At 60.9% G+C, this 6,183-nt stretch carries 6 protein-coding genes; 5 read left to right on the top strand and 1 reads right to left on the bottom strand.

Annotated features, from left to right (window positions below; all coding sequences use genetic code 11):
- A partial coding sequence (locus tag NW820_RS08790; protein ID WP_414407273.1) for a DUF697 domain-containing protein occupies positions 1-1,433 on the bottom strand: 1,433 nt, incomplete at its 3' end.
- Positions 1,434-1,586: 153 nt separating this feature from the next.
- Here NW820_RS08790 and NW820_RS08785 point away from each other — a divergent pair.
- From NW820_RS08785 to hisD, 5 genes are all read left to right on the top strand, one after another.
- The gene (locus tag NW820_RS08785) at positions 1,587-1,871 is read left to right on the top strand and encodes a DUF427 domain-containing protein (RefSeq protein WP_414328853.1); all 285 of its coding nucleotides are present in this window, start codon (positions 1,587-1,589) and stop codon (positions 1,869-1,871) included.
- 58 nt (positions 1,872-1,929) lie between these two features.
- Positions 1,930-2,514 (top strand): TolB family protein, encoded by a 585-nt coding sequence (locus tag NW820_RS08780; RefSeq protein WP_414407272.1) that lies wholly within the window; start codon positions 1,930-1,932, stop codon positions 2,512-2,514.
- Between the two features lie 49 nt (positions 2,515-2,563).
- Positions 2,564-3,748 (top strand): LL-diaminopimelate aminotransferase, encoded by a 1,185-nt coding sequence (locus NW820_RS08775; protein WP_414407271.1) that lies wholly within the window; start codon positions 2,564-2,566, stop codon positions 3,746-3,748.
- Between the two features lie 115 nt (positions 3,749-3,863).
- Entirely contained in the window at positions 3,864-4,607 is a 744-nt protein-coding gene (locus NW820_RS08770) for a hypothetical protein (protein WP_414328850.1), read from the top strand.
- A 233-nt stretch (positions 4,608-4,840) separates the two neighbouring features.
- Entirely contained in the window at positions 4,841-6,154 is a 1,314-nt protein-coding gene (gene hisD / locus NW820_RS08765) for a histidinol dehydrogenase (protein WP_414328849.1), read from the top strand.
- Positions 6,155-6,183: the final 29 nt, after the last annotated feature.

The raw sequence follows: 6,183 nt of genomic DNA, 5'->3' as shown, positions 1-6,183 counted from the left end.
ATCGAGGCTTCGTCCAAATCGGCCAAAATCTGGGCTATGGCGGCTTTGGGGCCCTCTGGCCCCCAACTGGCTCCCTGGGCCAGGTAGCGGCGGGCGGACTCGCCGATGGCATAGCAGGAAAACCCGGCCAACACCGCCTGCGTCAGGGCCACGGAACCGTAGGCTCCCAGAGAGAATCCCCCCAGCAAGGTTTTCAGGGATCCCAGGCCCAACAGCGCCACCCACTCGCCGGCGCCCAGGCTGAGCATGCTGAGGATGATCTTCTGCAGCAGTTGTGTGGCTCCTGCAGTGCTCATGGGCCAGCCGTACAGGCGGGCCAGGCGCAGGATCAGGGTGACATCGATGGCCAGCCCTCCCAAGGTATCGAGCAGGGTGATGGGGTTGAGGGCAACCGCCAGCGCTTTGGTGCGGGCGGCTGAGGCGATGAGGTCTTGGGCTTGCTGGGCACGGGTTTGCAGCTTGCGCTCAATTACCTGCTGGTTAACCCGATCGGCAAACAGGAGGGCATTCAAGGCCAGCAGCGAACGCCCCTCCCGATGCAGGACTTCCAGGATTTTCAGGCGCAGCTCATCCACCTGCGGGGATCCCACTTCCATCTGGGCAGCAAAGCTCCCATCCGGCCTTTGTACCAGGCGGGGCACGCGAGGGGAGGCCGCCACCATGACGATCTCGTTGGGAGAAAGGAGCTGCCGCACCCGTTCGTTGCGGATCTTGTCGTAAATGGCCTGGCGATCTGCCTCTGGGTACTGGTCGATCTTGTTGAACACCAGCAGCATAGGCTTGCCCGCCTCCCGCAGGGTGGCCAGGGCCTCAAACTCCACCCGCGTCAGATCCCCGCAGACGACAAACAGGATCAAATCCGCCCGCTGCGCCACTTCTCGGGCCAGCCGCGCCCGCTCTTCGCCGTCTACTTCATCCAGGCCGGGAGTGTCGATCAGCTCCAGACGGGATCCCTGCCAATGGGCGACCTGTACCGACTGCACCGAGGAAGGGGGGAGGCGGGATCCCTGCAGGGATGTGCCAGAGAAGGAGGACTGGGGGCGGGTTTCCCAGCTGATGTTCCAAGTTGCCGCTTGCTGGGTACGGGTGATGCCATGGGTGGGCCCCGTCTCAAAGACTGGCTCGCCCAGCAGGGCATTGAGCAGGGAAGACTTGCCTCGCCCCACCAGACCAAAGGCGGCGATGTGGATGACCTCGGTTTCCAGCTTGTCCAAGAGCGCTTGCAAGCTCTCCAACTCCCCTTCTAAGCCCGCGACCTCTTGGGGGCGCAGATCCAGTTGGGCCACCCACTGGCGCAGGCTGCGCTTGGCTTGTTGGTAGTTGAGGTCATCTTGTAGGGTGTTGCGGCGAGCCATAGCCGTAGCGCTCAATAGCGGTAGGAAGCAGCCCTTAAAAGACTCCACTTTGCTCTCGGGATCGGCAGGCTTCCCCACCGGACAGAGAGCTTCTCATCGGACAATACAAGGGACAATACAAGACGATCATAAGAGGAAGGGAAGAGTTAAGCTCAAAGCAAGGCGGCCTCAGCCGCCGGGATCCGCAACTCAAAAATCCGATATCCAAAACTTGGCAAGAGGAGGTTTTCCATGCCCAGGGCTATCTGGAATGGGGTAGTGGTGGCGGAGACAGACCGCTACGAAACCGTAGAAGGCAACATCTATTTTCCGCCGGAATCTCTGCGCCGGGAATACTTCCAGCCCAGCTCTACCCACACCACCTGCCCCTGGAAGGGGGAGGCCAGCTACTACACCCTCGTGGTCAACGGCCAGGAGAACAAAGATGCCGCCTGGTACTACCCGGATCCCAAACCCGCTGCGGCCAACATCCGGGGCTATGTGGCCTTCTGGAAGGGTGTCAAGGTGGAGCCCTAGCCGGAGCCGAGTTTGTCAACCGGGTATGATGGGAAGAGTGGGTTGGAGAAGCGATGCCATGCTGACCGATGGCCGGATCCTGTTTGGCGCGGCCCGGTGGGCGAGAAAGCTGGGCCTGGCCGGATTGAGCTTGGTGCTGTTGGGCTGCAGCCCCGCAGGTTTTCGCACCCCGCGTCCCAGCCTGACCAACAGTGGCCTCAACAGCATCTTCCCCGATGGGGAGCCTGCTTTCAACGGAGATGGCCGCTACCTGGTGTTTTCCTCGGCCCGCAGCGGCAGCCAGGATATTTTTCTCTACGACACGGTGGAACGTCGCTTGGTGGATCTGCCCGGCCTCAACTCCAGCGACGTGGCGGCCACCTCGCCCGACATCAGCGCCGATGGTCGCTACATCGTCTATGTCTCCAATGCTCTGGGCAAGTCTGAGATTTTTCTCTACGACCGCGAAACCCGCAGGATAGAAAACATCAGCAGCCGGGTGCCAGGAGATGTGCGCAACCCCACCATCAGCGGCGATGGCCGGTTTATCGCCTTCGAGAGCAACGGCCAAGGACAGTGGCACATCGAGATTTTCGACCGGGGGCCGGCGGCCAGCACGCGCCCAACCTCACCCTCTTCCCCCACTTCTGGCGACAATCCCTGAGGGGATCCTCAAGCTAGGATAGACCCCCCTGCTTTGCAAGAGTTGTTGCATGTCGATTCCCCTCGCCCAGCGACTTCAGCCCCTCGGCGGCAATGTGTTTGACCAAATGGATCGAGCCAAGCGAGAGGCTCGTCGCTCTGGCCTCGATGTGATCGATCTGTCTCTGGGATCCTCCGATCTGCCCCCACCTTCAGACTCCTTGGCGGCCATCCAATCGGCTCTGTCGGATCCCTCTACCTATGGCTACACGCTGTTTCACGACACGGCGGACTTTCGGTCTGCCTGCGCCAAGTGGTACAGGGGCAAGTTCGGCCTGGAGATCGATCCGGAAACAGAGGTGCTGCCGTTGATCGGATCCCAGCAGGGGACGGCCCTCTTGCCCCTGGCTTTGCTCAACCCCGGCGATGTTGCTTTGGTTGCGGATCCGGCCTATCCCTCTCACGTGGGCGGGATCCATCTGGCGGGCGGGATCCCCTACTACCTGCCCCTGCGGGCGGAAAACCGCTTCTTGCCCCAGTGGGATCGGATCCCGGAGGCAATCTGCCGGCAGGCACGGTTGCTGGTGCTGAACTACCCCCACAACCCCACCACTGCCACCGTCACCCCGGAGTTTTGGCAAGAAACCCTGCAGTTTTGTCAGCAGTACGACATCGTTCTGGCCCACGATTTTCCCTATGTGGACTGGCGCTTCGACGGCCAGGTGGCCCCTTCTGCGCTGCAGGCGGATCCCGATAAAACCCGCACCATCGAGTTTTTTTCTCTTTCCAAGTCCTATCACATGGGAGGGTTCCGGGTGGCCTACGCCATTGGCAGCCGAGAGCTGATCCGAGCCCTGCGATGGGTGAAATCCACCATCGACTTCCATCAGTACCAGGGCATTCTGCGGGGGGCAGCAGCGGCTTTGGCAGTTCCCGATAGTTTTTTGGAGCGCTGGCGGCAGGTGTACCGAGAGCGACGGGATATAGCTGTGGCGGCTCTACACCGCATCGGTTGGCCTGTGCCTTTGCCGGAGGCCACCATGTATCTGTGGGCGCCTCTGCCGGAGTTTTATCGCGGCTCTTCTGCCCAGTTTTGTCTGGACTTGGTGAGAGCCACAGGGGTTGCCCTGTCTCCGGGTTCTGGCTTTGGCCCCAGTGGGGAAGGCTATGTCCGCTTTGCTTTGGTGGTCGAGGGATCCCGTCTGGAGGAGGCGGTGGGACGGATCGAGGCGTTTTTGTCCCGGTGCATTTCCTAAATCCCAAACATCAATCCCAAACATCGAGCATCCAGCTCTCGGTTGGTTGTGCTCGCCCACCCTCGGGCAATCTAAGTCAGGATAAGAGTAAGAGTGTTATCCAAGTTGAGTGGGCATGGAGAAGGAAACGCTCGACAGTTTTTTGTCCATCCGCGGGGTGATGGGGGTGGCGCTCTTGAGTCGGGCAGGTCGCCCTTTCTTCTACCGCTCTTTTCAGGATTTGGATAGCCGACAGCAACAGGCCCTCACCGAAGGGCTGTTTCAAGTTTTGCAGACCATGCCCCCAGGACTTGACTATTTTGACTTTCAGTTTGCCGAGCAGCGGGTTTTCGTTTACCCCCTTGGGCCGGAATGGGCGCTGCTGGTGGCGGTGAATGACGAGCTGGTGATGCCGGTTTACACCTTGGCCGTGAACCGCCTGCGAGCCGAGCTGCAGCAGGATACGCCAAAGGGCTTGGCCACCTTTCGTCTATTTACCAGCCAGGCGGAGGCAGGCCGGAACGCTACCCAGCCCAGTTCCGCTCCTGCGGCGGGCCCGCGCATGGAGATGGATGTCTTCGTGCAATCTCTGAACCGTCTCTGCCAGATTACAACCGGCTATTTGGGCAAGGCGGTGATCGTCAACTATTGGAAGGCAGCACGGCAGGAAGTGGTGGAACGCCAGGGATCCCAAGCAGAATGGCTGAACCAGTTCGAGATCGAGCGCAGCGGCCAGATCCACTACCGGGGATCCCTCAAGGAACTGGACGAATCTCAGCAAAGGGTGCTACGGGATTGGGTGCTGGCTTTTTTCCGTCGCTGTGAGGAGGTGATCCACGATTTTCGCAACTTGATCAAATCGACAGAACTGGGCCTATGAAAAAGGGGCAGGCTTTTTCCTAAGTAGGGCTATCGGCGCTTGGCCGAGGACAATCCAGGCTAAGCTATGACCATGATCAACCCGGATCGCGCCAGGTGCAGACAAGATCCCTGCCTGGGGATGTCCCTTCTTGTCGCCGCAAGCCGACCCAGCGAAAGATCCGCTTTGCTACCGCGATGCCGCCGGATCCCTCGTTAGTATGGGGTTACGGCGCGCTATGCGAAGGAGTTGCCATGCTGAGAATCGTCACCCAGCTAGCCGAGGCTGAAGCCGAGCTTAGACGGATCTCGGAGCGCACTCAGGCTGACCAGAACCTGCACCGCGAAGCAACTGTGCGGGAGATCCTGCAAGCGGTACGCCGTCAGGGGGATCGGGCCCTGCTGACCTATACGGCTGAGTTCGACCAGGTGGAGCTGAGCGTTGCCGAGCTGAAGGTGTCTGGGGCCGAGCTAGAGGCAGCTTACCAGGCGGTATCTCCGCAGTTGCTTTCAGCCCTACGGCTGGCCAAGCAGCGCATTGAAGCTTTTCACCGGCAGCGGGTGCCCAGCAGTTGGGTAAGCTTTCCCGGCCCTGAGATCGTCTTGGGCAAGCAATACCGCCCTGTGGATCGCGCCGGCCTCTACATTCCGGGAGGGCGAGCCGCCTATCCCAGCACGGTGTTGATGAACGCCATCCCGGCCCAGGTGGCAGGGGTGCCCGAGATTGTGATGGTGACGCCACCGGGATCCGACGGCTCGGGGGGCAAGGGGATTAGCCCGGCCATTTTGGTGGCCGCCCAAGAAGTAGGCATCCACACCATCTATCGCGTTGGAGGGGCTCAGGCAATAGGGGCTTTGGCCTACGGCACCGAGACCATCCCCAAGGTGGACGTGATCACCGGCCCCGGCAACATCTACGTAACTTTGGCCAAAAAGCTGGTGTACGGCACGGTGGGGATCGACTCGCTGGCCGGGCCATCGGAGGTGTTGATCATCGCCGACGAGAGCGCCAACCCCCTTTATGTGGCTGCCGATTTGCTGGCCCAAGCCGAGCACGATCCCTTGGCGGCGGCCATCCTTCTGACCACCGATCTCCAGCTGGCCCAGCAGGTGCAGCAGGCGGTGGCCACCCAGATGGAGGCCCATCCCAACCGTCTGATGGTGGAAAAGTCGGTGGTGAATTACGGGCTGATTGCGGTGGTGCCGGATCTGACGGCGGCGGTGGCTTTGTCCAACCTGTTTGCGCCAGAGCATTTGGAACTGCAGGTGGCAGATCCCTGGGCTTTGCTGGATCCCATTCGCCATGCGGGGGCCATTTTCTTGGGCCACCATACTCCGGAGGCGGTAGGAGATTACCTGGCTGGCCCCAACCATACCTTGCCCACCGCCGGTGCGGCCCGCTATGCCTCGGCTTTGGGGGTGGAAACTTTCCTAAAGCATTCCAGTCTGATTCAATACAGCTCAGCGGCTTTGCGGGAGGTGGCCAGCGCCATTCAGGCTCTCACACAAGCGGAAGGGTTGCCCGCCCACGGCCAGTCGGTACAGGTGCGGTTGGCGGAGGAGCGCTAATCAAGCCCTGGTCGCAGTTAGCTAGACCG

Source organism: Synechococcus sp. R55.7 (genome assembly GCF_047461955.1).
GTDB lineage: Bacteria > Cyanobacteriota > Cyanobacteriia > Thermostichales > Thermostichaceae > Thermostichus.
Note: the sequence above shows the minus strand (reverse complement) of the source record. Positions and strands in the feature narration are given on the sequence as shown.

Excerpts from the sequence above, each read along its gene's own strand:
- NW820_RS08770 (WP_414328850.1), top strand. The coding sequence starts at position 3,864 with ATGGAGAAGGAAACGCTCGACAGTTTTTTGTCCATCCGCGGGGTGATG.
- hisD (WP_414328849.1), top strand. The coding sequence starts at position 4,841 with ATGCTGAGAATCGTCACCCAGCTAGCCGAGGCTGAAGCCGAGCTTAGA.
- NW820_RS08780 (WP_414407272.1), top strand. The coding sequence starts at position 1,930 with ATGCTGACCGATGGCCGGATCCTGTTTGGCGCGGCCCGGTGGGCGAGA.
- NW820_RS08775 (WP_414407271.1), top strand. The coding sequence starts at position 2,564 with ATGTCGATTCCCCTCGCCCAGCGACTTCAGCCCCTCGGCGGCAATGTG.
- NW820_RS08785 (WP_414328853.1), top strand. The coding sequence starts at position 1,587 with ATGCCCAGGGCTATCTGGAATGGGGTAGTGGTGGCGGAGACAGACCGC.